The sequence below is a fragment of the Chelatococcus caeni genome, assembly GCF_014196925.1.
Taxonomy (GTDB): domain Bacteria; phylum Pseudomonadota; class Alphaproteobacteria; order Rhizobiales; family Beijerinckiaceae; genus Chelatococcus_A; species Chelatococcus_A caeni.
The window spans coordinates 864,202-887,992 of sequence record NZ_JACIEN010000001.1 but is presented as its reverse complement, the minus strand read 5'-3'; the positions used below and the strand labels follow the sequence as shown (position 1 = coordinate 887,992).

The 23,791-nt window shown below is 69.3% G+C and carries 22 protein-coding genes and 2 pseudogenes; 7 read left to right on the top strand and 17 right to left on the bottom strand.

Features of this window, described 5'->3' with window-relative positions; all coding sequences use genetic code 11:
- Positions 1-9 precede the first annotated feature (9 nt).
- On the top strand, positions 10-831 hold the full coding sequence (locus GGR16_RS04275) for an MBL fold metallo-hydrolase (RefSeq protein WP_183315793.1): 822 nt from the start codon (positions 10-12) through the stop codon (positions 829-831).
- Between the two features lie 6 nt (positions 832-837).
- On the opposite strand, the gene GGR16_RS04270 is transcribed toward GGR16_RS04275, so the two are convergent.
- The 4 genes from GGR16_RS04270 to GGR16_RS04255 all read right to left on the bottom strand — a co-directional run bounded on the left by GGR16_RS04270 (position 838) and on the right by GGR16_RS04255 (position 4,918).
- Positions 838-1,470: a LysE family translocator gene (locus GGR16_RS04270; RefSeq protein ID WP_183315792.1), complete on the bottom strand. Its 633-nt coding sequence runs from the start codon at positions 1,468-1,470 to the stop codon at positions 838-840.
- 79 nt (positions 1,471-1,549) lie between these two features.
- Positions 1,550-2,422: a 3-methyl-2-oxobutanoate hydroxymethyltransferase gene (gene panB, locus GGR16_RS04265; protein ID WP_183315790.1), complete on the bottom strand. Its 873-nt coding sequence runs from the start codon at positions 2,420-2,422 to the stop codon at positions 1,550-1,552.
- Between the two features lie 19 nt (positions 2,423-2,441).
- A complete protein-coding gene (locus GGR16_RS04260) occupies positions 2,442-3,017 on the bottom strand; it encodes an NnrU family protein (protein ID WP_183315789.1) in 576 nt (191 codons plus the stop codon).
- 437 nt (positions 3,018-3,454) lie between these two features.
- A complete protein-coding gene (locus GGR16_RS04255) occupies positions 3,455-4,918 on the bottom strand; it encodes a catalase (protein ID WP_019400474.1) in 1,464 nt (487 codons plus the stop codon).
- 101 nt (positions 4,919-5,019) lie between these two features.
- On the opposite strand from GGR16_RS04255, the gene GGR16_RS04250 reads away from it, so the two are divergent.
- Entirely contained in the window at positions 5,020-5,952 is a 933-nt protein-coding gene (locus tag GGR16_RS04250) for a hydrogen peroxide-inducible genes activator (protein WP_183315788.1), read from the top strand.
- A gap of 66 nt (positions 5,953-6,018) precedes the next feature.
- Here GGR16_RS04250 and uxuA read toward each other — a convergent pair whose 3' ends face one another.
- The 4 genes from uxuA to GGR16_RS04230 all read right to left on the bottom strand — a co-directional run bounded on the left by uxuA (position 6,019) and on the right by GGR16_RS04230 (position 10,098).
- The gene (gene uxuA, locus GGR16_RS04245; protein WP_183315787.1) at positions 6,019-7,203 is read right to left on the bottom strand and encodes a mannonate dehydratase; all 1,185 of its coding nucleotides are present in this window, start codon (positions 7,201-7,203) and stop codon (positions 6,019-6,021) included.
- 11 nt (positions 7,204-7,214) lie between these two features.
- A complete protein-coding gene (locus tag GGR16_RS04240) occupies positions 7,215-8,492 on the bottom strand; it encodes a TRAP transporter large permease (protein WP_019400477.1) in 1,278 nt (425 codons plus the stop codon).
- Positions 8,493-8,498: 6 nt separating this feature from the next.
- Positions 8,499-9,029 carry a TRAP transporter small permease gene (locus tag GGR16_RS04235; protein WP_183315786.1) on the bottom strand — a complete coding sequence of 177 codons (531 nt, stop codon included), beginning with the start codon at positions 9,027-9,029 and terminating at the stop codon, positions 8,499-8,501.
- A gap of 79 nt (positions 9,030-9,108) precedes the next feature.
- Positions 9,109-10,098: a C4-dicarboxylate TRAP transporter substrate-binding protein gene (locus tag GGR16_RS04230; protein WP_019400479.1), complete on the bottom strand. Its 990-nt coding sequence runs from the start codon at positions 10,096-10,098 to the stop codon at positions 9,109-9,111.
- A gap of 113 nt (positions 10,099-10,211) precedes the next feature.
- Between GGR16_RS04230 and GGR16_RS04225 the strand changes: the two genes are divergently transcribed.
- Entirely contained in the window at positions 10,212-10,955 is a 744-nt protein-coding gene (locus GGR16_RS04225) for an FCD domain-containing protein (protein ID WP_183315785.1), read from the top strand.
- Between the two features lie 4 nt (positions 10,956-10,959).
- Here GGR16_RS04225 and GGR16_RS04220 read toward each other — a convergent pair whose 3' ends face one another.
- Positions 10,960-11,700 carry an SDR family NAD(P)-dependent oxidoreductase gene (locus GGR16_RS04220; RefSeq protein ID WP_183315784.1) on the bottom strand — a complete coding sequence of 247 codons (741 nt, stop codon included), beginning with the start codon at positions 11,698-11,700 and terminating at the stop codon, positions 10,960-10,962.
- Positions 11,701-11,804: 104 nt separating this feature from the next.
- Between GGR16_RS04220 and GGR16_RS04215 the strand changes: the two genes are divergently transcribed.
- Both GGR16_RS04215 and GGR16_RS04210 read left to right on the top strand, forming a co-directional pair.
- Positions 11,805-12,407 carry a TetR/AcrR family transcriptional regulator gene (locus tag GGR16_RS04215; RefSeq protein ID WP_183316334.1) on the top strand — a complete coding sequence of 201 codons (603 nt, stop codon included), beginning with the start codon at positions 11,805-11,807 and terminating at the stop codon, positions 12,405-12,407.
- A gap of 183 nt (positions 12,408-12,590) precedes the next feature.
- Positions 12,591-14,393 (top strand): PAS domain S-box protein, encoded by a 1,803-nt coding sequence (locus GGR16_RS04210; RefSeq protein WP_210289405.1) that lies wholly within the window; start codon positions 12,591-12,593, stop codon positions 14,391-14,393.
- A 67-nt stretch (positions 14,394-14,460) separates the two neighbouring features.
- Here GGR16_RS04210 and GGR16_RS04205 read toward each other — a convergent pair whose 3' ends face one another.
- Positions 14,461-15,960 carry a CoA-acylating methylmalonate-semialdehyde dehydrogenase gene (locus GGR16_RS04205; protein WP_183315783.1) on the bottom strand — a complete coding sequence of 500 codons (1,500 nt, stop codon included), beginning with the start codon at positions 15,958-15,960 and terminating at the stop codon, positions 14,461-14,463.
- A 128-nt stretch (positions 15,961-16,088) separates the two neighbouring features.
- Between GGR16_RS04205 and GGR16_RS04200 the strand changes: the two genes are divergently transcribed.
- Both GGR16_RS04200 and GGR16_RS04195 read left to right on the top strand, forming a co-directional pair.
- Positions 16,089-17,009, top strand: a complete 921-nt coding sequence (locus tag GGR16_RS04200; RefSeq protein ID WP_183316332.1) for a LysR family transcriptional regulator — start codon at positions 16,089-16,091, stop codon at positions 17,007-17,009.
- Between the two features lie 88 nt (positions 17,010-17,097).
- Entirely contained in the window at positions 17,098-17,538 is a 441-nt protein-coding gene (locus GGR16_RS04195; protein WP_019400486.1) for a DUF2267 domain-containing protein, read from the top strand.
- Positions 17,539-17,551: 13 nt separating this feature from the next.
- Here the strand turns inward: GGR16_RS04195 and GGR16_RS04190 are convergent, their stop codons facing one another.
- The 7 genes and pseudogenes from GGR16_RS04190 to GGR16_RS04160 all read right to left on the bottom strand — a co-directional run bounded on the left by GGR16_RS04190 (position 17,552) and on the right by GGR16_RS04160 (position 23,598).
- A complete protein-coding gene (locus tag GGR16_RS04190) occupies positions 17,552-18,529 on the bottom strand; it encodes a beta-ketoacyl-ACP synthase III (RefSeq protein ID WP_183315782.1) in 978 nt (325 codons plus the stop codon).
- A complete protein-coding gene (locus GGR16_RS04185; protein WP_183315781.1) occupies positions 18,529-19,818 on the bottom strand; it encodes an adenosylmethionine--8-amino-7-oxononanoate transaminase in 1,290 nt (429 codons plus the stop codon). Before GGR16_RS04185 ends, GGR16_RS04190 begins: the two co-directional genes overlap by 1 nt.
- Positions 19,815-20,195 (bottom strand): annotated as a pseudogene (bioD, locus tag GGR16_RS26175) (ATP-dependent dethiobiotin synthetase BioD); the annotation flags it as partial. The gene GGR16_RS04185 and the pseudogene bioD (GGR16_RS26175), both read right to left, overlap by 4 nt.
- A 267-nt stretch (positions 20,196-20,462) precedes the next feature.
- Positions 20,463-20,714: pseudogene (bioD, locus tag GGR16_RS04175) on the bottom strand (ATP-dependent dethiobiotin synthetase BioD); the annotation flags it as partial.
- Entirely contained in the window at positions 20,711-21,838 is a 1,128-nt protein-coding gene (locus GGR16_RS04170) for an 8-amino-7-oxononanoate synthase (RefSeq protein WP_183315780.1), read from the bottom strand. The pseudogene bioD (GGR16_RS04175) and the gene GGR16_RS04170, both read right to left, overlap by 4 nt.
- Positions 21,825-22,847 carry a biotin synthase BioB gene (gene bioB, locus GGR16_RS04165; RefSeq protein WP_246372808.1) on the bottom strand — a complete coding sequence of 341 codons (1,023 nt, stop codon included), beginning with the start codon at positions 22,845-22,847 and terminating at the stop codon, positions 21,825-21,827. Before bioB ends, GGR16_RS04170 begins: the two co-directional genes overlap by 14 nt.
- Before the next feature lie 88 nt (positions 22,848-22,935).
- A complete protein-coding gene (locus GGR16_RS04160) occupies positions 22,936-23,598 on the bottom strand; it encodes a GntR family transcriptional regulator (protein ID WP_183315778.1) in 663 nt (220 codons plus the stop codon).
- Positions 23,599-23,791 lie beyond the last annotated feature (193 nt).

The window sequence follows — 23,791 nt, the reverse complement described above, 5'->3', positions numbered from 1 at the left end:
GGAAGCCTCATGGCCCTGCAGATAGCGATAGACCGGGACGCGGTGATCGCAAGCCCCGGCGCCACCGAGGAGGTCGTGGTCACGCCGGACCTGTCGATCCTGCGCCTCGCCATCGTCAATGTCGTCTTCCATGGACAGCCGGATTGCGGCGACCGCGGCTGGGTGCTGATCGACGCCGGCATCGCTGGCGCGCGCGGCACCATCGAGCGGCATGCGGCCAGACGCTTCGGCGAAGGCACGCGGCCGGCGGCCGTCATCCTCACCCACGGGCATTTCGACCATATCGGAGCGCTCGAGGACCTGGCCGAGATGTGGGACGCGCCCGTCTGCGCCCATCCGGCCGAGGTCCCCTTCCTCAGCCGCCGGCAGGCCTATCCGCCCGCCGATGCGGATGCCGGCGGCGGGCTGATGACATTGCTCTCGCCCCTCTTCCCGCGATCGCCCATCGACGTCTCCAACCGGCTGATGCCGCTGCCGGGCGACGGCACCGTGCCACACATGCCGGGCTGGACCTGGATCGCGACGCCGGGCCACACGCCCGGGCACGTGTCGCTGTGGCATGCGTCACGGCGCATCCTCATCGCGGGCGACGCCGTCATCACGACGGCGCAGGAGGCGGCCTACAACGTCATGACGCAGGAGCCGGAGATGCACGGCCCGCCGCGCTATTTCACGTCGGACTGGGACGCAGCCGAACAATCTGTCCGCCGCCTGGCGGAGCTCGATCCCGAGACGCTGCTGTCGGGCCATGGCCCGCCGCTGCGCGGGCCGGAGGTGTCCCGCGCCTTGCATGAACTGAGCCGGCGCTTCCGGGACGTCGCGGTGCCCTGACGGCCCTTACAGCAGCGGCACGGCCAGGGAGGCGACGAGCAGCAGGGCGAGTGCGACATTGGTCAGCCGCGCCCAGAGCGGATCGCGCAGGAGGCGCGACAGGAAGGTGCCCGCCAGCAGCCAGGCGGCGTGGATGAGGACGATCATGGCCGTCAGCACGGCCATTTTCACGGCTGCGTCGAGCCAGCCGCCGCTGCGAACGACGCTCGTACCGGTGAAGACCGCGGTGATCGCGAGCCAGGCCTTGGGATTGGCGAGCGCCAGGAGGAAGCCGCCGATGAAGGACGGCGCGGCGGCTTCGCCCGCCTGGCCGCCCCGCCGGTCCAGCGGCGGGGCCGTGGCGATCCTGAACGCCAGGTAGAGGATGTAGAGACCGGCCGCCACGGCAAGAACCGGCGCAGCCCCCGGCAGGGCCCCGAGCAGCGTCGCCATGCCGAGGGCGATGGCGAGGAGCACGACCGTCGTACCCACCACGAGGCCGGCCGCATAGCCGAGAGACCTTCGAAAACCGAAGGCCGCGCCAACGGCGGTGACGCTGATCGTCGAGGGGCCGGGGCTGCCCATGACGGCGGCGGCCGCGAGCACGAGCGGCACGAGGGCGTGTCCGGTCTCCGGCCACGACAAGGCATCCGGCATCATCGGCCTCCCCCACGTTCTCGCCAGTCCGCGCGAGGATGACCGTGGGGTACGGGCGCGTCTTGGACGCGCGTGCGGGTCGCTATTTCGCCGCCGCGCTCGGCTCGTCGTCGGGAAGATCGATCTCCGGCGCCTCGAAGCCGGGTTCGGCATAGGTGTTCTCGACACCCGGGAAGGCGCGGTTGCGGACGTCGCGCGCATAGCGGGCGACGGCGTCGGAGGCGATGGCGCCGACCTCCGCATAGCGCCGGACGAACTTCGGCACCCGCGGCGTGAGGCCGAGCATGTCCTCCGCAACGAGGATCTGCCCGTCGCAGACGACCGAGGCGCCGATGCCGATGGTCGGCACGGGCATGGCGCGCGTCAGGGCCGCCGCGACGCGCACCGGCACCGCCTCCACCACCAGCGCGAAGGCGCCGGCCGAAACGACCGCCTCGCCATCGGCGGCGATCGCCTCGCTCTCGATGTCGTCGCGCCCGCGCGGGCGGAAGGAGCCGAAGCTGTTGATGGACTGCGGCGTCAGGCCCACGTGCCCCATCACGGGGATGCCGCGCTCGACGAGATAGCCGACGGTGGCCGCCATATGGCAGCCGCCCTCGAGCTTCACCGCGCCGCAGCCCGTCTCCTTCATGACGCGCGAGGCCGCGCGGAAGGCGGCCTGCGGCCCCTCCTCGTAGGAGCCGAAGGGGAGATCGACGACGACGAGGGCATGGCGGGAGGCGCGCACCACGGCGGCGCCGTGCGCGATCATCATGTCGAGCGTCACGGGCACGGTCGTGTCATAGCCGTAGAGGACCATGCCGAGGGAATCGCCCACGAGGAGGAAGTCGCAATGCTCGTCGGCAAGGCGCGCTCCCGGGGCATGGTAGGCGGTGAGCCCGACCACTGGCGCACCGCCCTTGCGCGCGCGAATGTCCGGCGCCGTCAGCCGGCGTACGCCACCAACAACCGACATGCTCTATTCCTTTCCCCGTTCAGGCCGGCAATACCGGTACCCCGATCAATAGCGGATGCAGCCAGAACAAAAAAGCAACGTAGACGATAGTACCAGCGACGACCGCCACCACGTCGTTGCGGAGGGAGCCGGCCGGAACGGCCGCGTCGCTGCCGGGACGGCGCTTGACGGCGATGCGGTCCGCAACCGCCCAGGCGAGGAAGGAGCCGAACAGGAGCAGGGAACCGAGATCGCCGTTGGCGAGAAGGTGGGCGAGCGCCCAGATCTTCACCGCCGCCAGCATGGGATGACGGACCTTGCGCTTGATCGCGCCGGGCGCATAGGCGGCGACGAGCAGCACGAAGACGGGCCACATCAGCGCCAGCGCCAGATGCCGGCCCCACAACGGCGGCTCCCACAGGGGAATGTAGCCCTCGGCCCGATAGCGCCCGAAGCCCCAGACGATCAGCACGAGGCCGATCAGGGATGCGAGCGAATAGAGCGCCTTGTAGCCCCCCTCGCCCAGCCTCGCGACAGCGGCGGCGCGAGGTCCGCGATACATCGTGAAGACATGGGCAGCGAAAAAGATCGCAAGGCCGATGATCAGAAGGGTCATGCCAGCGTCTCGACAGCAACGAGGGCGGCACAGTGCTTCATGCCGCAGGGTGATGCAAGTGCGCTCATCCCTTGCGGGACCGGCCCCGCGCTGCCGACACCAGCCCCGCGCAAGCAGGGCCGGCGGCCGCTGCGCGGCACCGGCGCAATGCCCTCTTGCAAGCCGGGATCGTTTCTGGTTCTAATTACCTATGGTTGCATATCTAATGCCAGAAAACCACTGATTGTGCAATGCGATAGGTTTTCCGGATCTGCCTGCGTCCGCAGCGAATGGGCCGTTCGTGCGTCAAACGCGTCGGCACGCCGCGCAGCTCGTCTGCGGGCGCCACGGAGGAGGTCGTCATGCACACCGCCGGATGGCGAACGGGGGCCGCAAGGCCGTCCTGCCGCGGATGCGGGCGCACCCGCGGCAGGGGGAAGGTCATGGGCGGGGACGGCCTATTCCGCCGCCGTCGCAAGCGAGGCGACGTCGACGCCCATGCGGCGCGCGACGCCGGCGCCATAGGCCGGATCGGCACGGTGGAAATGCACGATCTGCCGGCGCACGATCTCCTCGGGCACGCCGTCCATGGCGGCGGCGATGTTGTCCATCAGCCGCTCCTGCGCGTCGGCGGGCATCAGGCGGAAGAGGTTGCCGGGCTGGGTGTAGTCATCGTTGCCCGCGCGATGGTCGTAGCGCGCCGCATCGCCCGAGATCTTCAGCGGCGGCTCCGCATAGTCCGGGTTCTGGGCCGGGCCGCCGAAGCTGTTCGGCTCGTAATAGGCGTTCGCATTGGCGTGGCCTGCGAGGCGCATGGCGCCATCGGCGTGGTAGGTGTGCACCGGGCAGCGCGGCTGGTTCACCGGGATCTGGTGGTGGTTGATGCCGAGCCGGTAGCGATGCGCGTCCGCGTAGGAGAAGATGCGCGCCTGCAGCATCTTGTCGGGCGAGAAGCCGATGCCCGGCACCACGTTGGCGGGCGTCAGGCCGGCCTGCTCGACCTCCGCGAAGTAGTTCTGCGGGTTGCGGTTGAGCTCGAGGATGCCGACCTCGATGAGCGGGTAGTCGGCGTGCGGCCACACCTTGGTGAGGTCGAAGGGATTGTACGGCGTCTTCTCGGCGTCGAGCTCCGGCATCACCTGCACGCAGAAGCGCCAGCGCGGGTGATCGCCCTTCTCGATCGATTCAAAGAGGTCGCGCTGGGCCGACTCGCGATCCTTGCCGATCACGTTCTCGGCCTCGGCATTGGTCCAGATCGCGATGCCCTGCATCGACTTGAAGTGGAACTTGACCCAGAAGCGCTCGCCCGCGGCATTGACGAAGGAATAGGTGTGCGAGCCGAAGCCGTGCATCTGCCGGTAGTTCTGCGGCAGGCCACGGTCGGACATCAGGATCGTCACCTGGTGCAGGCTCTCCGGCGACAGGGACCAGAAGTCCCACATGGCGGTGTTCGAGCGCATGTTGGTGACGGGATGGCGCTTCTGGGTATGGATGAAGTCGGGAAACTTCAGCGGGTCGCGCACGAAGAAGACCGGCGTGTTGTTGCCGACGATGTCCCAGTTGCCCTCTTCCGTATAGAAGCGCAGGGCGAAGCCGCGCACGTCGCGCTCGGCATCGGCGGCGCCGCGCTCGCCCGCCACGGTCGAGAAGCGCAGGAAGGCCTCGGTCTGCTTGCCGATCTGCGAGAAGATCTTCGCCCGGGAGTAGCGGCTGATGTCGTTGGTGATGGTCAGCGTGCCGTAGGCGCCCGAGCCCTTGGCGTGGACCGTGCGCTCGGGAATGCGCTCGCGGTTCTGATGCGCCAGCTTCTCGAGCAGCTGGAAATCCTGCATCAGGAGCGGGCCGCGCGGTCCGGCGCTGAGGCTGTTCTGGTTGTCCGCCACAGGCGCGCCGCTGGCCGTCGTCATGGTGGATTTCGACATCGAACCTCTCCTTTTCACGTTTCTAAATGCGACATTGAGGATAGTTCCGTATCAGGTCCAATTGTTTTACCTTACCCAGTTGATAAGAAAGACTGATTGCCATGATCACTCTGCGCCATCTCAGATATTTCGAGGCCCTATCCCGCCATCGTCATTTCCGCCGCGCGGCGGAAGAATGCTCGGTCACCCAGCCGGCGCTGTCGATGCAGATGCAGGAATTCGAGGCCCTGCTGGGCACGGTCCTCATCGAGCGGCGCAGGGGAGACGTCCAGCTGACGGAAATGGGCCACGAGGTGGCCCGGCGCGCACGGGAGATCCTCGTGGCGGCGCGCGATCTCATGGAATATGCCCGCACCCGTCAGGAGGTGCTGTCCGGGCCGCTGCAGCTCGGCATCATTCCCTCGATCGCGCCCTATGTCCTGCCGCGCATCCTGCCCGAGATCACCGAGGCCTATCCCGCGCTGTCGCTCAACATCCGCGAGACGCTCACGGCCCAGCTCCTCGACGAGCTGGTGGCCGGGCGGGTGGACGTCGTCCTGATGTCGCTGCCGATCGACCATCCGGATATCGACGCCGTGCCGCTGTTCGACGACAATTTCCTGCTCGCCATGCCGGCGACGGAGGACATGCCGGCCCACCAGCGGCCGCAGCCAGAGGCGCTCGACCTCAAGCGTCTCCTCCTCCTCGAGGAGGGCCATTGCCTGCGCGAGCAGGCGCTGACCTTCTGCGGCATGTCGGGGACGACGCAGCGCCAGCAGTTCGGCGCCTCCAGCCTTGCCACGATCGTGCAGCTCGTCGCCAACGGCTATGGTCTGACGCTCGTGCCGGAGATCGCCGTGCCGGTGGAAGTCGGGCAGGATGCCCGCATCCGGCTCGTGCGCTTCGCCGACCCGGAACCCTATCGGACCATCGGCCTCGCCTGGCGGCGCAACTCCTCCCGCCGGCGGGATTTCGAGGCGCTCGCCGCCATCATCCGGCAGGTGGCGGGCCAGATCCTCACCGACGTCAAGCAGCGCGAGCGGGAGGCGGCCTGAAACGGCAACGCGCCGGGACGGACGCCCCGGCGCGTGCTGAACCCGGTGCGCGTGGGTTGAGCCCGCTCAGGTGAGCGCGGCCACCGCCTTCATCACGCCGCGCAGCTCGGCGAGCCCGCGCAGCCGGCCGACGAGCGGATAGCCGGGATGCGTCTTGCGGCTGCCGTCGTCGAGCAGCACCTGGCCATGGTCGGGCCGCATGGGGATCTGCCGATCCGCCCGCCCTTCCCGCGCGCGGCGCTGCTCTTCCGCATGCAGCGCCGCGATGACGGCCACCATGTCGACGTCGCCGTCGAGATGCTCGCTCTCCATGAAGCTGCCGTCGGCGTCGCGCTTCACATTGCGCAGATGGGCGAAATGGATGTGCGCTGCGAAGCGGCGCGCGATCGCCGGAAGATCGTTGCCGGCGCCGGCGCCGAGCGAGCCCGTGCACAGCGTGATGCCGTTCGCCGGCGAAGGCACGGCCTCGACGATGTAGGCGAGGTCCTCCGCATTCGAGACGATGCGCGGCAGGCCGAAGAGCGGGCGCGGCGGATCGTCCGGATGCACGCACAGGCGCACGCCCGCCTCCTCCGCCGTCGGCACCACCTCCTCGAGGAAGCGCTTGAGGTTGGCGCGCAGGTCCGCGGCGCCGAAGCCGTCGTAGCGCCCGAGCACCGTCCTGAGCCCCGGCACGTCGTAGCGCGTGTAGGCGCCCGGCAGGCCGGCCATGATCGTGTCGAGCAGGCGCTGCCGGTCGGCGCCGGTCGATGCGTCGAACCACGCCCTGGCCCGGGCCAGAACCTCGGGCGAAAACTCCGCCACGGCGCCCGGCCGCTCCAGCATGTAGCAGTCGAAGGCCGCATGGAGATGGGCATCGAAGCGCAGCGCCAGCGCGCCGCCGGGCTGCGGATAGGCGAGGTCCGTCCGCATCCAGTCGAGCAGCGGCATGAAGTTGTAGCAGACGGTGGTGACGCCCGCGGCGGCGAGGTTGCGCAGCGAGGTGCGGTAGTTGTCGAAGAGCGGGCGAAGATCCCCCTCCCCGAGCTTGATGTTCTCGTGCACCGGCAGGCTCTCGACGACGCTCCAGCGCAGGCCGAGGCTCCGATCGGCCTCGATCAGGCGCTTGCGCTCCGTGATCGCCTCGAGCGGCCAGACCTCGCCGTAGGGAATGTCGTGCAGCGCCGTGACGATGCCGCGCGCGCCCGTCTGCCGGATCTCGTTCAGCCGCACCGCATCCGCGGGGCCGAACCATCGGAACGTTTCTTCCATCTCAGGGAGCCTCAACCGACGATGTTGGGGAGGAACAGGACGATGCCCGGCATCAGGGCGAGCGCCAGGATGACGAGGACGATCGCGGCGAGGAACGGCAGCGATTCCCGGAAATACTCCTCGACCGGGCAGCGCAGGATGCCGCAGACCGTGTACATCGCGACGCCCACCGGCGGGGTCATGCCGCCGAGCGTGATGACGGACATCATCAGGATGCCGAAATGCACGGGATCGACCCCGAGCCGCGTGACGAGCGGCACGAAGATCGGCGTCAGCATCAGGACGAGCACGGTCGATTCGACGAAGAGCCCGGCGATGAAGAGGAAGAGGAGGATGAGCAGGATGACGAGCACCGGCTCCTGCGTCAGCCCGAGCATCGCCGCGGCGATCGTCTGCGGCGCCTGTTCGAAGATGATGGCGTAGCCGACCATGCCGGACATCAGGATGATGAGCATGATGACGCCGACGTCGAGCACCGCCTCGCCGAGCGCCTCGACGAGGCCCGACCAGGTCAGCTCCCGGTGCAGCAGCACGCCGACGAGCACGGCATAGACCACCGCGAAGGCCCCGACCTCGGAGGCCGTGAAGATGCCGCCGCGAATGGCGACGAGCAGGATGACGGGGAAGAGCAGCGCCCATTTGGCGTCGCGGATCGCCCGCCACACGTCGCGCGCCGTCGGCAGTTCGGCGCCCTCCGCCTGGTAGCCGCGCTTGCGGGCGACGAGCCAGGCCGTGAACATCATCGCCGCCATCATGACGAGGCCGGGGATGACGCCGGCGAGGAACAGCTTGCCGATGGAGACGTTGCCGACGAAGCCGTAGAGGATGAGGCCGAGGCTCGGCGGGATGGTCGCCGTGATCAGCGAGCCGACGGCGATGACCGCGCCGGTGAAGCCGCGCGAATAGCCGCGCCGAATCATGTCCGGCCCGAGGATGCGCGCCTCCATGGCGGCATCGGCGACGGCCGAGCCGGAGACGCCGCCCATCAGGGTCGACAGCACGATGCAGACCTGGGCGAGGCCTCCAGCCATCCACGAGACGAGCACGTTGGAGCAGGCGATGAGCCGGGTCGTGATGCCGGTCCGGTTCATCATGTGGCCGGCAAGCACGAAGAAGGGCACCGCGAGCAGCGGGAAGCTCTGCGAGGCGGTGGCCACCTGCTGCACGCCGATGGACACCGGGATCGAGCCGGCACCGAGGAAGAAGCTGAAGCCCGCGATGCCGATGGCGAAGGCGATCGGCAGGCCGGCGAACATCAGGACGAAGAAGATCACACCGAGAAGCAGCATCGCCTGTCACTCCGCGGCGTGGCTGGCGCCGGCCATGTCCTCGTCGGGCCGGGCGAAAACGAGGGTCGGGCGGAGGGAATCGCCGGTGAAGGCGCCGATGAGGCTGCGCACGAGATGGGCGGCGAGCGTGACGGCGAGCAGCAGGCAACCGGCGGGCACAGCGCCCGTCACCCAGCCGTAGGAGATGCCGCTGTCGCCATAGACGCGCTCGAGGTTGAGCATCGTCAGGCGCGCGCCCTGCCAGGCCATGGTGAGGAGGAAGGCAAGCGTCATGAGCCCCAAGAGGATCTCGAGGCCGTGGCGCAGCCTGACGGGCAGCTTGCGCACGAAGAAATCGACCCCGACATGCGCCTTGATGCGCAGCGCCTTGTTGGCCCCGAGCATGGCGAGCCAGACGAAGAAGAGCTGGGCGAGGTCCACGGACCAGATCAGCGGATGGCCGACGGTGCGGGCCATGGCCGCCAGAAAGACGAGAAGGACGATCGCGCCGAGCAGGAGCTTGGCGAGCGCATCCTCCAGCGCGAGCAAGAAGCGCATGGAGCGTCTCCGAATGGAAACGGGCCGCCGCGCAAAGCAGCGGCCCGGGCAAGTTTACCTGTAAGGCTACCCGACGAGATTACTTGAGCATCTCGTCGATGGTCTTCTTCAGGTCGGCATAGCCGAGCTTGCTGTAGACATCCGCCGTCGCCTCGCGGAAGGGAGTGACGTCGATCTCGGTGATCGTCACGCCCTTGGCGGCCATGTCCTTCTCGTAGGTGCCGATGGCCTCCTCGGTCGTGCGGGAGGCGAAGTCGCCGGCGGCGAGGGCCTCTTCCTTCAGCGCGGTCTGCATGTCGGCGGGCAGGCTGTCGAACCAGCCGGCGCTGGTGACGAGGCCGGTAATGAGATTGATGTGGCCCGTCTTGGTCATGTGCTTGGTGACCTCGTAGAGGCGGGCACCGTAGGCGGCCGGCGTCTGCGCCTCCACGGCGTCGATGGCCTGCTGCTGCAGCGCAGGATAGACCTCGGCCCAGGCCATGGGGGTCGGCGTCGCGCCCATCGCGCGGATGGTCTCGATCCACACCGGCGCGCCGGGGGTGCGCATGCGGACACCGGAGAGGTCCGCCGGCTTCGACACCGGCTTGTTGGTGAGCAGGTGCCGCTCGCCCTGCCACCAGTTGAAGGACAGCACCTCGTGGCCGGAGGCCTTGCGCAGCTTCTCCGCCCATGCGTCGAAGAGCGGCGAGGTCACGACCTTGCGCACACCGTCGTAGCCGCTGGCGAGGAAGGGGCCGCCGAGGACGCCGAACTCGGGCACGAAGACGGCGAGGCGGCCGCCGTCGACGACGACCGCGACATTGGCGCCGGCGCGCGCCTGCTCCAGCACGTCCTCGTCCTTGCCGAGCTGCGAGCCGGAGAAGATGCGGATCTCGAACTCGCCGTTGCTGCGCTCCTTCATGCGGTCGCGCAGGCGCTCGAGCCCCTTGTAGATGGGGTCGTCCGTCGTCAGCGCCGTGTTGATGTTCAATTGATACTTGGCCGCAAGCGCGGCGCTCGACATGGTGGTGGCGGCGGCAAGCGCCGCAAGGCCCGCGCAGGCGGACAGGACGACTCGATGGATGGACATCAGCAATCTCCCAGAGGTTTCCCCGGCGAACGAGCCTTATGCCTATCCCGCTCGCTTAACTGGTATGGTAGTATGGTTATAGCAAAATGCAAGACGCCCGGGAGGAAAGCTGCGTGAGGAACGAAGTCGATCCTGCGGCGGCCATCGCGCCGCAGATCTATCGCCTGCTCAGGCAGGCGATCGTGACGCTGGAATATCTGCCGGGGCAGCGTCTGTCGGAGCAGGAGATCGGCGCCCGCTTCGGGGTCAGCCGCCAGCCGGTACGCGAGGCCTTCATCAAGCTGAGCGAGGCGGGGCTCGTGCGCATCCTGCCGCAGCGCGGCACCTTCGTGGTGCGCATCTCGCTGAAGGACGTCGCCAATGCGCGATTCGTGCGCGAGGCGGTGGAGGTGGCCGTGGCGACGGCGGCCTGCGCCGTGGCGCCGCCCGAGGCGCTCGACCGGCTTGGCGACCTCATCGCCCTGCAGAAGGAGGCGGCGGCCAGCGACGACCAGCGTCTCTTCCTGCGCTACGACGAGGCCTTCCACCGCACCCTGGCCGAGGCGGTGGAATGCGCGAGCGCCTGGCCGTTCATCGAGGACGTGAAGGCGCAGATGGACCGGGTGCGCTACCTCAGCCTGCCGGCCGCCTCCCCCATGTCGCTGCTGATCGACCAGCATGCGGAGATCGTCAAGGCGATCGCCGCGCGCGACGCGGAGCGGGCGGGCGATGCCATGCGCCTCCACCTGCGCGAGATCCTCAACTCCCTGCCCCGGCTCGCCCGGGCGCATCCGGAGCTGTTCGAGGACGACGAGATGCCGGCCCACGCCCGCGAGGCGGCGAGCGCCACCTTCGGCCGCGACGTGGCGCCGGCCTGACGCCTCAGGCGTTGGCGCCGCCGTCGATGGTGAATTCGGCGCCCGTGACGGAAGCCGCCGTCGGCCCGGCGAGCCAGGCCACGAGATCGGCGACGTCCTCCGGCTTGCCGTAGCGCGCGATGGCCATGAGGCCGCGCTGCTGGTCGGCGCTCTCGCCGCCGGCCGGGTTCATGTCCGTATCGGTGGAGCCTGGATGGACGATATTGGCCGTGATGCCGCGCGGGCCGAGGTCGCGCGCCATGCCTTTCGTCAGGCCGACGAGCGCCGCCTTGCTCATCGCATAGAGGCTGATGCCGGGCCACGGCACGCGCACGGCGAGCGTGCTGCCGGTGGTGACGATGCGCCCGCCCTCGCCCATCGCCCGGGCCGCCCGGCTCGATGCGAGAAAGACCGCGCGCAGGTTCACGTCGACCATGCGGTCGAAATCCTCGGCTGTGAGGTCCGCGATCTCGCCCATCTCGAAGATGCCGGCGTTGTTGACGAGGATATCGATCCTCCCCTTCGCGTCGACGACGGCATCGACGGCGGCCGTGATCGCTTCGGGGTCGCGGTTGTCGGCCCGGATTGCCCGCGCCTTGCCGCCGGCAGCCTCGATGTCGGCGACGACCCGCGCCGCCTTGTCCTGCGCATGCGCATAGGTGATCGCAACATCCGCCCCCTGGGCGGCGAGGCGGCGCGCGATCGCCGCGCCGATACCGCGGCTGCCGCCGGTGACGAGCGCAACTTTTCCCTGAAGATCGGCCATGGCTGGTCCTTTATGTAACGAACGATACACAAAAGCTACGCGCTTGCCGCCAGCCGTCAAGGGCTTTATTTTATCAATCGATACATAAAATGGTGACGAGCCCGATGGCCCAGCGTGGACGCCCCCGCAGCTTCGACCGCACGGCGGCCCTCCGCCAGGCGATGGAGGTCTTCTGGCAGAAGGGCTACGACAATGCCTCGATGGCGGACCTGACCGCCGCCATGGGCCTGAACCCGCCCAGCCTCTACGCCGCCTTCGGCAGCAAGGAAGGCCTCTTTCGCGAGGCGGTGACGCTCTATGCCGAGACCGAAGGCCAAGGCATCTGGGAAGGCATCGCCGGGGCGCCGACCGCGCGGGCGGCAATGGCGCATCTGCTCGAAGCGACGGCCCTCGCCTATACGAGCGGGGCCGAACCGCGCGGCTGCCTGATCGTGCTCGGGGCGCCGCAGCCCGAATGCGCCAGCCCCGCCATTCGCGACGACCTGAAGAAGCGCCGGCTGGACGGTGTCCGCATCCTCGAGGAGCGGCTGGAGCGGGCGGTCACAGAAGGCGAGCTGCCGAACCATGCCGATTGCGCCGCAATCGCGAATTTCTACGCCACCGTGCAGCACGGCATGTCCATCCGGGCGCGTGACGGAGCCTCGCGCGAGACGCTGCTTGCCGTGGCTGGCGGCGCCATGGCGGCATGGGACCGGCTGGCGACCTGAGAGATCACGTAAACGCGACCCCCGTCCCGAAAGCGTAATGCCATCAGTGGGGCAACCGCAGCGCAGCGACGAATGTGCTTGCATTTCCAAGTGTGACCACCAACAACTAGCGGCCATGGCACTTCGACGGAGTAAGATCATCGGCCGCCGGGCATCACGCAGTGTCGATCGGATGGGTCGCCGATGAGCAGTTCCGACGTTACCTCTTTCCCGCTTGCAGAAGTGGCGAGCGAGCCAACCGACAGTTCACTTGACATCGAGCGCCTGCTCGACCTTTTCCCCGGCGCTTTTTACATCTGCGACCAAGAAGGCCGCATCGTCCGCTACAATCAGGGCGCGGCGGAGCTGTGGGGTCGCAGGCCGCGGCTGCGCGATCCCAGCGAACGGTTCTGCGGCGCCTATCGCCTGTACCGGGCGGATGGCTCGTTCCTGCCCCACGCGCAGAACCCGATGGCGGAGACGTTGCGCACGGGCACGCCGGTCCGCAACGCGGAGATCGTCATCGAGCGGCCGGACGGAACGCGCATTCTGGCGCTCGTCAACATCAACCCGCTGTTCAACGCCGCCGGCGCGATCACGGGGGCCGTCAATTGCTTCCGCGACATCACGGAGCACAGGCAGCAGCAGGAGCGCGCCTATAACGACGCCCTGCGCTCGCACGAGTTGCTGAGCCTCCTGCCGGCAGCGATCTACATGACGGACGCGGAGGGGCGGATCACCTTCTACAACGAGGCGGCGGCCGACCTCTGGGGCTGTCGTCCGGAACTGGGCAAGAGCGAGTTCTGCGGCTCGTGGAAGCTCTTCTGGCCGGACGGAAGGCCATTGCCGCACGACGAGTGCCCGATGGCGATGGCGCTCAAGGAAAAGCGCCCGATCCGCGGCATGGACGCGGTCGCCGAACGGCCGGACGGCACCAGGGTGCCGTTTCTCCCCTATCCGACACCGCTGTTCGATGCATCGGGCAATCTCATCGGCGCCGTCAACGTCCTCGTCGACATCACGGAACGCCTGCATGCGGAAGAAGCCGCCCGCCGGCTCGCCCTGATCGTCGAGTCGAGTGACGACGCCATCATCAGCACCGACCTCGACGGCATCGTCACGAGCTGGAACGGCGGCGCCGAGCGCCTCTATGGCTACACGGCGGCCGAATCCATCGGCCAGCCGGTCATGATCCTCATCCCCGAAGACCGGCCGGACGAGGAGCCCTCCATTCTCGAGCGCATCCGCCGGGGCGAACGCGTCGATCATTACGAGACCGTCCGTCGCTGCAAGGACGGCAAGCTCGTCGATGTCTCGCTCACCGTCTCCCCGATTCATGACGGCGCAGGGCGGATCATCGGGGCATCGAAGATCGCCCGTGACATCACGGACCGCCGGCAGGGCGAGGAGCAGCAGATGCTGCTGCTCCGGGAGATGAACCACCGGATCAAGAACCTCTTCGCCCTCGCGATCGGCATCGTCAGCCTCAGCGGCCGTTCGGCCGGCGCGGAAGCGGTGACGGACGCCATCCGCGAGCGGCTGGGTGCCCTCGCCCGCGCGCATGAGCTGACGCTGCATGCCTTCGACGACCGCGCGCGCGCCACGACGCTGCGGGCGCTCATCGAGGCGATCCTCGAACCCTATCGCGATGCCTCGGCACCCGGGCGCTTCACCCTGGAGGGCGCCGATCTCGCCATCGGCGGCTCGACCCTGACGGGCGTCGCGCTGCTGGTGCACGAGTTTGCGACCAATGCCGCCAAATACGGCGCCCTCGCCAGCCCGACGGGGCGCATCGCGATCCGCTGGACGTTCGACGGCGACCGGGTGACGATCCTCTGGCAGGAACACGATGGCCCGCCGATCGAGCAGCCGCCGACGCAGGAAGGCTTCGGCAGTTCGCTGGCGCGTGCGACCGTCCGCCAGCTCGGCGGTGCCCTGGCGCGCGAATGGTCACGCGAGGGCCTCGTCATGCGGCTCAGCATCCCGGCCGAGCAGCTCGGCGCCTGACTTCACACGATGAGGCCGCCGCCGGGCAGCCGGCGACGGCCTTCGGGTGCGGCAGGTCCGGGGCGCGTCAGCGCATCGTCGGCATGACGAAGTCGGCCCCGGCGCGGATGCCGGTCGGCCAGCGGCTGGTTATGGTCTTCAGCCGCGTATAGAAGCGCACGCCCTCCGGCCCGTGCATGTGGTGGTCGCCGAAGAGCGACGCCTTCCAGCCGCCGAAGGAGTGGAAGGCCATCGGCACCGGGATCGGGACGTTGATGCCGATCATGCCCACCTGGATCTGGTGCGCGAACTCGCGCGCGGCGTCGCCGTCACGCGTGAAGATGGCGGTGCCGTTGCCGAACTCGTGCTCGTTGATCATGCGGGCGGCCGTCTCGTAGGAATCGGCGCGGGCGACGGCGAGCACGGGGCCGAAGATCTCCTCCTTGTAGATCTTCATGTCGGTCGTGACGTTGTCGAACAGCGTGCCGCCGATGAAGTAGCCGTTCTCGTAGCCCTGCATCTTGAAGCCGCGGCCGTCGACGACGAGCTTCGCGCCTTCCGCAACGCCGGCATCGACATAGCCGCGCACGCGCTCGAGATGCTGCTTCGTGACGAGCGGCCCCATCTCGGCGTCGGCATCGGTGCCGGGGCCGATCTTGAGGGCGCGTACCCGCGGCTCGAGCTTGGCGATGAGCGCATCCGCCGTCTTCTCGCCGATCGGCACCGCGACCGAGATCGCCATGCAGCGCTCGCCGGCCGAGCCGTAGGCGGCGCCCATCAGCGCGTCGACCGCCTGGTCCATGTCGGCGTCGGGCATGACGATCATGTGGTTCTTGGCGCCGCCGAGTGCCTGGCAACGCTTGCCGGTGCGCGCCGCCGTCTCGTAGATGTAGCGGGCGATGGGGGTGGAGCCGACGAAGCTGACGGCCGAGATGTCGGGGTCGAAGAGGATGGCGTCGACCGCCTCCTTGTCGCCGTGCACGACGCTGAAGACGCCGTCCGGCACGCCGGCCTCCTTCAGCCAGGCGGCGAGCAGCAGCGAGGCGGAAGGGTCGCGCTCCGACGGCTTCAGGATGAAGCAGTTGCCGCAGGCGAGCGCCACCGGAAACATCCACATCGGCACCATGGCCGGGAAGTTGAAGGGCGTGATGCCGGCGACGATGCCGAGCGGCTGGCGCAGCGAGTGGCTGTCGACGCGCGTGCCGACATTCTCCGTCACCTCGCCCTTGAGGAGCTGCGGGGCGGCGGTGGCGAATTCCACCACCTCCATGCCGCGCTGGATCTCGCCCCTGGCGTCGGACAGCACCTTGCCGTGCTCGGCGGTGATGACGGCGGCGAGCTCGTCCGTGCGCTCCTCGAGGATGCGCAGGAAGCGGTTGAGGATGCGCGCGCGGCGCAGCGGCGTCGTGCCGGCCCATTCGGGGAGGGCCTTCTTCGCCGCGGCGACGGCCTCGCGCACCTCGTCCGTGCTTGCGAGCGCCACGACGCCTGTCTCTTCGCCCGTGGCCGGATTGAAGACGGCGGCGGTGCGGCCGCTGCGGCCGGCAACGCGGCGACCGCCGATGAAATGGGGAATGTCGGTCGGCATGGCAGATCCTCCCAGAAGACTCGGACCGGAGCGTCGGGCCGATTGAACCGCCCCCCTTATCGTTTCCAGAGATTTGCACATCAATGGCCGATATTGCGGCTCTGATGTGCAAAAACTATAGTCGTGTGATGGACTGGGACCGCATCCGCATCTTTCTCGCCGTGGCCCGTACCGGGCAGATCCTCGGCGCCGCCCGGCGCCTCGGGCTCAACCACGCCACGGTGGGGCGCCAGCTCACGGCCCTCGAGGAGGAACTCGCCACGAAGCTCGTCGAGCGCCAGACCAACGGCTGCGCCCTGACGCCCGCGGGCGAGGCGCTGATGGCCGCGGCAGAGCGGGCCGAATCCGAGTTCCTCAAGGTGGAGGCGCAACTGTCCGGCACGGCCGAGGCGATCGGCGGCACCGTGCGTGTCGGCGCCCCGGACGGGCTCGGCAACTATTTTCTCTCGCGCGCGCTCGGCGCTCTCGCCGCCGAACATCCCGACCTCGTCATCCAGCTCGTGCCTTTGCCGCGCACTTTCTCACTGTCGCGGCGCGAGGCCGATCTCGTCATCACACTCGACCGGCCGAAGCAGGGCCGTGTCATCGTGAAGAAGCTCACGGATTATACGCTCAGCGTCTATGCGGCGAAGAGCTACCTCGCGCGCAGCGGCGCCATCACGCGCGAGGAGGACCTCGCCGGCCATCTCTTCGTCACCTATGTGGAGGACTTCGTCTACAGCCGGGCGCTCGACTATGCGGCGACCCTCGGCCGGCTGATGCACCGGCGCTTCGAATGCGGCAGCGTCGTCGGCCAGATGGAGGCGGTGCGGGCCGGTCACGGCGTCGGCATCCTGCACGACTATGCCGCCATGCAATATCCCGAGCTCAAGCGGCTCCTGCCCCACATCCGCTTCATGCGCAGCTATTGGCTGATCGCCCATCCCGATACGCACGACACGCGCCGCGTCGCCGCCGTGGCGCGCCGCATCACGGCGAGCGTGCGCGAGGCCCGCGACGCATTCGTCGCCGCCGGCGCCGACGAAGAGCCCGAACGGGCGGGTCGATAGCTGCCCGGCAGACCGGAACAAAAGCGGCGAAGCCTCGTTTGCGGCCCATGAAGCGATCACGCGCCGCAACAACGAAGGGAGATGAGGCATGAGCGCGACCGGCCTCGACGTCTTCGACAAGACGCTGCAGACAACGCATATCTGGCTCAACGAGATCACCAATGATCTGGGCCCCGACGAGCGGGTGGCCTGGAAGGTGCTCTCCATCGTCCTGCACAAGCTGCGCGACCGGCTGCCGGTCGAGCTCGCCGCCCATCTCGGCGCCGAGCTGCCGCTCCTGGTGCGCGGCGTCTACTACGACCAGTACCAGCCCGAGAAGCAGCCAACCAACCTCGACCGCGACGCATTCATCGCCGAGGTGCAGAGATGGCTGAGCGACACGCGCCCGGTCGACGCCAACGAGGCGGTCAAGACCGTCTTCCGCGTCCTGTCGCGGCACGTCTCACCGGGTGAGGTGGCCAAGGTGAAGGACGCCCTGCCGCAGGACCTGCGTGCCCTGTGGCAATCCGTGGAGCCGACGCAGCACTGACCTGATCCGCCTGCTACAGGCGGTAGATGGCCGCTCCCCCGGCAAGGCCCGCGCCCGCCGCGGCGAGGAGCAGCAGGTCGCCTTGACCAAGCCTGCGCGCGGCTTTTGCCTGGGACAGGGAAAAGGGAATGGTCGCCGCGGACGTGTTGCCGAATTCGGCGAGGGTGGACAGCGTGCGCTCCGGCCCGATAGCCAGCCTGCCGGCCACCGCGGCGATCATGCGGCCGTTGGCCTGATGCGGCGCGAAACAGGTGATCTCCTTCGCCGCAATGCCCGCATCCCAGAGCACCTGCCGGCAGGACGAGACCATAATGTCCACCGCCGCGGCGAAGACGGCGCGCCCGTCCCGCATCACCATACGGCCCTCGCGCGCCGGCGTGTCCGCGGTCATCGCGCGGCGGCTGCCACCGGCGGGGATCTGGATGAGGTCATAGCCGGCGCCATCGCTGGCGAGCGCTGAAGCCAGGAGCCCGGCCTCGGGGCGCGGATCGGGCGCGAGAACGAGCGCCCCGGCGGCATCGGCGAAGAGCGCCGCCGTCATGCGGTCGTCCGGGTCGATGCGCCGGGACAGGATATTGGCCGCGATCACGAGCGCCGCCCGCCCCGTCGTGCGCACGAAGCCCTCCGCCAGCACGAAGGCATAGAGAAAGCCGGCGCAGGCGCCCGTGAGGTCCACCGCCCCGCAGGAGAGGCCGAGCCGATGCGCAACGATTGGGGCGGTCGGCGGCAGGAGGTGGTCGGGCGTGCTGGTGGCGAGGAGGACGAGGCCGACGGCATCGGGCGCGATGCCCGCCTGGGCGAGCGCCATCGCCGCCGCCGGCACGGCAAGGTCGCTCACCGCCTCGCCGGGTGCCGCCCAGCGCCGCTCGCGGATGCCGGTGCGGCGGGCGATCCAGCCCTCGTCGAGGCCGAGGCGCGCCTCGATCTCGGCATTCGCCACCACGCGCGCCGGGGCATGATGGCCGAGGCCGGCGATGCGGGTGCCCCCCATCACCCCCGCCCGAAGTGCTCGGCCGCCGCGGCAATGGCGGCGTAGACGCGGTCGAGGTCCCCGGCCGTCACGCAATAGGGCGGCATGACGTAGATGGTATTGCCGAGCGGGCGCAGCAGGAGCCCTCTCTCGCGGAAGAAGGCCGCGAGCTCAAGGCCGATGCCGGCGAGATAGCCGGGATCGTCGACCGCGAGATCGAGCGCCGCGACGGTGCCGAGGCGCCGCATGCTGGCGAAGCGCGCGTCGTCATGGAAGCGTGCCAGCCGCTCCTCCTGCAGGGCGCCGAGAGCGGCGATGCGCTCTGCGACCGGCTCCTCGTCCCAGATGTCGAGATTGGCGTTGGCCGCGGCGCAGGCGATGGGGTTGGCCGTGAACGAGCTCGAATGAAAGAAGGTGCGCCGACGGTCCTCGGAATAATGGGCGTCGAAAATCTCGCGGCGGCAGAGGGTGACGGCGAGCGGCAGCGCGCCGCCGGTGAGGCCCTTGGCGCAGCACAGGATATCCGGCATGACGCTGGCGTGCTCGCAGGCGAAGAGCCGGCCCGTGCGGCCGAAGCCGGTCATCACCTCGTCGGCGATGAGGAGCACGCCGTGGCGGTCGCAGATGCTGCGCATCTCGGCGAGCACCCAGGCCGGATAGACCAGCATGCCCCCCGCGCCGAGGATGAGCGGCTCGACGAGGAGCGCGGCACAAGGCGCCTCCCGGCAGGCGGCTTCGAGCGCGGTGAGCGTCGCCTCCTCGCGGCCCTGCGCCGGGAACGGCAGGCGGGTGACATCGAAGAGCAGCGGCTCGTAGGCGGCATTGTAGATGCCGCGCGCGCCGGCCGACATCGTGCCGATGGTGTCGCCGTGATAGCCGTGTTCGAGGGCAAGGATGCGGCTGCGCGGCTCAGCGATGTTGCGCCAGTAGCCGACCGCCATCTTGAGCGCGACCTCGACGGCGGTGGAGCCGCTGTCGGAGAAGAAGACATGGGCGAGCCCCGCCGGCGCCAGGGCCACCAGTCGGCGCGCCAGCGCCTCGGCCGCCAGATGGGTATGGCCGGCGAAGATGACCTGGTCGAGTTCCCCGGCCTGATCGCGGATCGCCGCCACGATGCGCGGGTGGCAATGGCCGTGGGTGATGACCCACCAGGAGGAGATGGCGTCGAGAATGCGCTCGCCCGTCGCCGTCGTCAGCCACGCGCCCTCACCGCGCAGGACGAGCGGCGGCTCGGGCGCGAGCGCGTGCTGGGTAAAGGGATGCCAGACCGGAGACGGGCCGGCGAAGGTCGTGCGATGGTCCATGGTCATGACCGGAAGTCGGCCGGATCGAACGCGCCAGCGAAGGCCGCGGCGAGCGCTTCCCGCGTCAGGGCCGTCAGGAGCGGCAGGCGGCCGAGGCGGCGCGCCCCGCCGAGTTCGGCGATGATGGCCTCGCTGTCCTCGTTCGCCTCGCCGATGAAGGCGACGCCGTGGACGGGAATATCCCGCCGCTTCAGAGCCTCGAGGGCGAGCAGCGTATGGTTGATGGTGCCGAGGCGCGTCGCGGCGCAGAGGATGACCGGCAGGCCCCAGGCGGCGAAGACGTCGATGAAAAGCGTGCCCCGCGTCAGCGGCACCATCGGCCCGCCGGCGCCCTCAACGACGAGCGGGCCGGCGACGGCGGGCAGGGTGAGCGCGCCCAGATCGCGCGAAGAGGCCACTGAGCCGGGAGCGCCCGGATCCCCTCCCCCCCGCCTGCGGCGGGGAGGGGCTAGGGGTGGGGGGCGCTCGGGCCTGGAGCAGGTCTGCCCGAAGTTGCTGGCGAGTTCCCCCTGGCTCGGTTCTGCCTGGCTCGGCGAGCATCCAAATGCGGAGCCGCCCCCCACCCCAGCCCTCCCCGCCGCTTCGCGGGGGGAGGGAGCGATGGTGCTCTCGCGCCCTATGGTGTGCCTCGGGGATCGCAGGACCGATCCCACATCGATCGCAAGGCCTTCCGCCTCCGCGGCGCGGTGGGGCGAGGCCGGCAGGGCGAGACGGTAGGCCTCGGGCAGGACATGTCCATCCGGCAGGCCGGAGAGGCGGCGCACTGTCTCCGAATCCGTCTCGCCGTCGAGGCCGGCCTGCACCGGCTTCCAGTAGAAGCCACGAAGCGCGCCGGCGAGCGCGGCGCAGAAGACGGTCTTGCCGATGCCTGTATCGGTGCCGGTGACGATGAAGCCGCTCAAGACGCCCTCCTCTCGATGGCGCGGCCGAGCGCCGCGATGAGCGCGTCGATCGCCGCCTCGTCCACGTTCAGCGTCAGCGCGATGCGCAGGCGCGCCGTGCCGGGCGGCACCGTCGGCGGGCGGATGGCGCGCACGTCGAACCCCTCCTCCAGCAAGGCCGCCGCAACCGCAGTCGCCCAGCGGTCCGCGCCGAGGATGACGGGCTGGATCTGCGTCGCCGTCGCGGGCAAGCCGCAGCGGGCGAGACCTGCTCGCGCGTGAGCGACGAGCGCTGCGAGGCGCTGCCGGCGGTCCTCGGCCGCAGAAACGAGGCCGAGCGCCGCGTGCACGAGCGCGGCGACGAGGGGCGACGGCGCGGTGGCGTAGATGAAACCGCGCGCGCGGTTGATCATGTAGTCACGCAGGGTGCGCGGCAGGCAGACGAGGGCGCCCATGACGCCGAGTGCCTTGCCGCAGGTGTGCAGGGTCACGACGTTCGCCCTCCCCTCGAGTGCGGCAGCGAGGCCCCGCCCGCCGGGCCCGCAGACACCGGTCGCATGGGCCTCGTCGAGGAGCAGCATGGCCTCGTGCCGGTCGGCGATCGCCGCAAGATCGGCGAGCGGGGCGACGTCGCCGTCCATGCCGTAGAGTGTCTCGGCGGCGATCCATACACGGCCGCGCCCGCCCCCCGTTCTGAAGCGGCGGATCGCATCGGCGACGGCATCGGCATCGTTGTGCGGCACCGCGACGGCCTCGGCCGGCGAGGCGGCGAGCCCCTCGTGCACGCTGGCGTGGATCAGCGCATCGTGGACGACGAGATCGCCGCGGCGCGGCAGCGTTGCGACGAGGGCGGCATTGGCAGCAAAGCCACTCGCGAAGAAGAGCGTGCTCTCGGCGCCGAAGAAGGCCGCCGCCTCCTCCTCCAGCGCCTCGTGCTCAGCGTGGTTGCCGCGCAGCAGGCGCGAGCCGCCCGCCCCTGCCGACACGCCGCGCGCGAGCGCGGCGGCGGCGGCCTCGCGCAGCGCCTCGCTCTCGGCGAGGCCGAGATAGTCGTTGGAGGTGAAGTCGATGCCGCGGCGCGGCGCCAGCGCGCGCAGCCGCCCGCGCCGGTCGAGCGCCGCAAGGGCGGTCTCATGCGCCGGCATCGGCACCCTCGCCGGCCGGCATGGCGGTGAGGCCGAGACGCGCGAAGAGCGCCGCATCCCGCTCCTCGCCCGCATTGCGGGTCGTCAGCAGCGTCTCGCCGAGGAAGAGCGAATTGGCACCGGCGAAGAAGCACAGGGCCTGCGCCTCGTCGCTCATGTACTGCCGGCCGGCCGACAGGCGCAGCACGCTTTGCGGCATCATGATGCGCGCCACCGCGACGAGACGTGCGAAGGCGATGGCATCGGGCCGCTCCGCCCGCGCGGCGACGGGCACGCCCGCCACCTCGTTCCACAGGTTGAGCGGCACGCTCTCGGGCGCGGGATCGAGATTGGCGAGCAGCACCAGCATGGCGAGCCGGTCAGCGAGCGTCTCGCCGAGGCCGACGATGCCGCCACAGCACAGCTTGAGGCCCACCTCGCGCGCGTTGGCCAGCGTCGCGAGGCGGTCTTCCAGGGTGCGCGTCGAGATGATCTCGCCGTAGAAGCCGGGCGAGGTGTCGACATTGTGGTTGTAGTAGTCGAGCCCGGCGGCGCGCAGCGCCCCGGCCTCCTCCCCGGTCAGCATGCCGAGCGTGGCGCAGGTTTCGAGGCCGAGGGCCTTCACCGCCTCGACCATGGCGGCGACGCGGGCGAGGTCGCGCGGCTTCGGGCTGCGCCAGGCGGCGCCCATGCAGAAGCGCGTCGCGCCCTCCGCCTTGGCGCGGCGGGCAGCGGCGACGACCTCCTCGAGGGCCATCAGCCGGGTCGCCTTGACGCCCGTGTCGTAGCGGACGCTCTGCGAGCAATAGCCGCAATCCTCCGGGCAGCCGCCCGTCTTGATGCTCAAAAGACGGCTGAGCTGGATGGCATTGGGGTCGAAATGGCGCCGGTGCACCGCATGGGCGCGATGGATGAGATCGTTGAACGGCAGCCCGTGGAGCGCCTCAGCCTTTTGCAATGTCCAGAAACCCGCCGGCCCGGTGCCAGCCTGCGCCGTCGCCTCGGCCTCTCCGGTTGGTGTCTCGAGCATCGTCCACTCCATTTTATAGATAAAATAGCGAATCCAGTCATCAATGGATTCCACACGATCTATAAAATGGCAATCCGATCTCTAGCCGTCAGCCGAAGAGGGGATATCCGCCCTGCTCCACCCGCGCCCGCCGCGGCAGGGGACCGATGCGCTTGACGTGGCGGGCGAGCGTCGCGCAGGCGGCGTCAGCGTCCCCCTTGCGCAAGGCGGCGAGGATCGCCCGATGCTCGACATCGACGCGCGGCTCCCACGCCGCCGCCGAGCCTCCGAAGAGGAAGCGCGCGCTCGCCGCATGCAGGTCGTCGATCGTCCGCAGCAGCCGCGACATGCCGCAAGGCGCAAGGAGGAGCCGGTGAAAGCGACGGTTCGCCGCCTCCCAGGAACGGATGTCGCGACACCGATCCGCCTCGTCGGCCGCGCGCTCTGCCTCGGCGAGCATGGCCGCGGTCAGATGCGGCACGGCATGGCGCAGCGCCAGCGCCTCGAGCGCCGAGCGCATCTCGGCCACCTCGCGCATCTCGGCAGGATCGAAGGAGGCGACGCGCGTACCGCGACGCGGCTCGCTGGCGGCCAGCCCCCGCGCCTCCAGCCGGCGGAAGGCTTCCCGTACAGGAACGTGGCTCGCGCCGAACTCGGCAGCGATATGGTCCTGCCGCAGCTTCTCCCCGGGCGCCAACGCCCCGGATACGATCCGCTCGGCGAGGATGCGGGTGATCTTGGACGCAACCGTCTCTTCAGGCTCTCGTGTCATGATTTTATAGATAAAACACGCACGCCCGGCTGTCGACAGAGGGCGGACGGCGTTGCCGGTCCAGCCACAGCGGGCAAGCGCCACACGACGGGCGCGCCCACCTTGACCGCCACGGAAAGACAGCATTCATTGAGCATTATACTTGCGTTTTCCGCCGATCTACCGCTATCGCTATAAACAGAATACAATAACG

Bases quoted from the DNA above. Each gene is read 5' to 3' on its own strand.
- GGR16_RS04160 (WP_183315778.1), bottom strand. From the start codon at position 23,598: ATGACACGAGAGCCTGAAGAGACGGTTGCGTCCAAGATCACCCGCATC.
- GGR16_RS04255 (WP_019400474.1), bottom strand. From the start codon at position 4,918: ATGTCGAAATCCACCATGACGACGGCCAGCGGCGCGCCTGTGGCGGAC.
- GGR16_RS04275 (WP_183315793.1), top strand. From the start codon at position 10: ATGGCCCTGCAGATAGCGATAGACCGGGACGCGGTGATCGCAAGCCCC.
- GGR16_RS04270 (WP_183315792.1), bottom strand. From the start codon at position 1,470: ATGATGCCGGATGCCTTGTCGTGGCCGGAGACCGGACACGCCCTCGTG.
- GGR16_RS04170 (WP_183315780.1), bottom strand. From the start codon at position 21,838: ATGCCGGCGCATGAGACCGCCCTTGCGGCGCTCGACCGGCGCGGGCGG.
- GGR16_RS04215 (WP_183316334.1), top strand. From the start codon at position 11,805: ATGGCCCAGCGTGGACGCCCCCGCAGCTTCGACCGCACGGCGGCCCTC.
- GGR16_RS04220 (WP_183315784.1), bottom strand. From the start codon at position 11,700: ATGGCCGATCTTCAGGGAAAAGTTGCGCTCGTCACCGGCGGCAGCCGC.
- GGR16_RS04185 (WP_183315781.1), bottom strand. From the start codon at position 19,818: ATGACCATGGACCATCGCACGACCTTCGCCGGCCCGTCTCCGGTCTGG.
- GGR16_RS04235 (WP_183315786.1), bottom strand. From the start codon at position 9,029: ATGCGCTTCTTGCTCGCGCTGGAGGATGCGCTCGCCAAGCTCCTGCTC.
- GGR16_RS04250 (WP_183315788.1), top strand. From the start codon at position 5,020: ATGATCACTCTGCGCCATCTCAGATATTTCGAGGCCCTATCCCGCCAT.
- GGR16_RS04190 (WP_183315782.1), bottom strand. From the start codon at position 18,529: ATGGGGGGCACCCGCATCGCCGGCCTCGGCCATCATGCCCCGGCGCGC.
- bioB (WP_246372808.1), bottom strand. From the start codon at position 22,847: ATGCTCGAGACACCAACCGGAGAGGCCGAGGCGACGGCGCAGGCTGGC.
- GGR16_RS04230 (WP_019400479.1), bottom strand. From the start codon at position 10,098: ATGTCCATCCATCGAGTCGTCCTGTCCGCCTGCGCGGGCCTTGCGGCG.
- GGR16_RS04200 (WP_183316332.1), top strand. From the start codon at position 16,089: ATGGACTGGGACCGCATCCGCATCTTTCTCGCCGTGGCCCGTACCGGG.
- GGR16_RS04240 (WP_019400477.1), bottom strand. From the start codon at position 8,492: ATGCTGCTTCTCGGTGTGATCTTCTTCGTCCTGATGTTCGCCGGCCTG.
- GGR16_RS04205 (WP_183315783.1), bottom strand. From the start codon at position 15,960: ATGCCGACCGACATTCCCCATTTCATCGGCGGTCGCCGCGTTGCCGGC.
- panB (WP_183315790.1), bottom strand. From the start codon at position 2,422: ATGTCGGTTGTTGGTGGCGTACGCCGGCTGACGGCGCCGGACATTCGC.
- GGR16_RS04210 (WP_210289405.1), top strand. From the start codon at position 12,591: ATGAGCAGTTCCGACGTTACCTCTTTCCCGCTTGCAGAAGTGGCGAGC.
- GGR16_RS04195 (WP_019400486.1), top strand. From the start codon at position 17,098: ATGAGCGCGACCGGCCTCGACGTCTTCGACAAGACGCTGCAGACAACG.
- GGR16_RS04260 (WP_183315789.1), bottom strand. From the start codon at position 3,017: ATGACCCTTCTGATCATCGGCCTTGCGATCTTTTTCGCTGCCCATGTC.
- uxuA (WP_183315787.1), bottom strand. From the start codon at position 7,203: ATGGAAGAAACGTTCCGATGGTTCGGCCCCGCGGATGCGGTGCGGCTG.